The sequence below is a fragment of the Oleiphilus sp. HI0043 genome (assembly GCF_001634935.1).
The window spans coordinates 1-867 of the sequence record NZ_LWEY01000294.1 but is presented as its reverse complement, the minus strand read 5'-3'; the positions used below and the strand labels follow the sequence as shown (position 1 = coordinate 867).

At 47.3% G+C, this 867-nt stretch carries 1 protein-coding gene; it reads right to left on the bottom strand.

What is annotated here, in order from left to right; translation table 11 throughout:
* Positions 1 to 867: hypothetical protein (locus tag A3729_RS32200; RefSeq protein WP_197475552.1), on the bottom strand; the 867-nt coding region annotated here is incomplete at both ends.

Here is an 867-nt window from a genome sequence, read left to right as displayed (position 1 = left end):
TTCATTTCATGCTCAAAGACACGCTTGTTATGGAAGTCCATAATATTGTTTTGCGTACCCGGGTTGTGGCTCCAATCAGACGCTACAATCGACGTGTCAATTGTTCCTAAACGTCCTGCCATCACTGCTTGGTTCGCTAAATGGTCTTCAGGCACACCTTGGAAAAAAGCCATAGGCTGGCGCGTGTGTTGGTTACCAATTGTTGCACTCAGGTTTTCCCACTTAGGCTCATTTGGATCTTTAGGCGGGTTTGTCGGTTCAAACGCTACGTGACACTGTACACAGGGGTGTCCGATAGCAAAGCGTTTGTTTTCTTTGATTTCATTTTCTTCGTAGGCTGCAGTTCTTGCATCGTAAACCACTTTGCCAGACTCATCCTTGATCGGCTCCTGATAGTATTTACGATATCCGAGCACACCCGATGAATGAGGGTCTTGGCAGATATCATACCAATTAGAAGACGCATCACCTTGCTTACAATCCGGGTCGTTGATCAAGCCCCATTTGGTGAAACGATAAGGACGAGTGCGAGTATCTAACCACGGGTAGTTCATACCCTCTTTACCGGTTAGTCGTGCTTGGTGAATGATGTTCTCATCCTGATTACCAAAGGTACCTTTAAACCAAACATCACGGCCACGACGGGCTTGATCTCTCATTGCTTGAGCTTTTTCAGGGTCAACTGCTTCAACATCTTTGAACAGTGCATTGACATAACGACAACCCTCAGCATCATAGCCGGTTGGCTGAGGCTGATCACAAGGAGGCGGAGTATATTGAGCAATAGGCTCTATCGCCCATGTTACTGGGTCACCACGCTCATGCGTATCTGGCGATTTACCTTCTGGCCAGACTTTACGTGCTGCC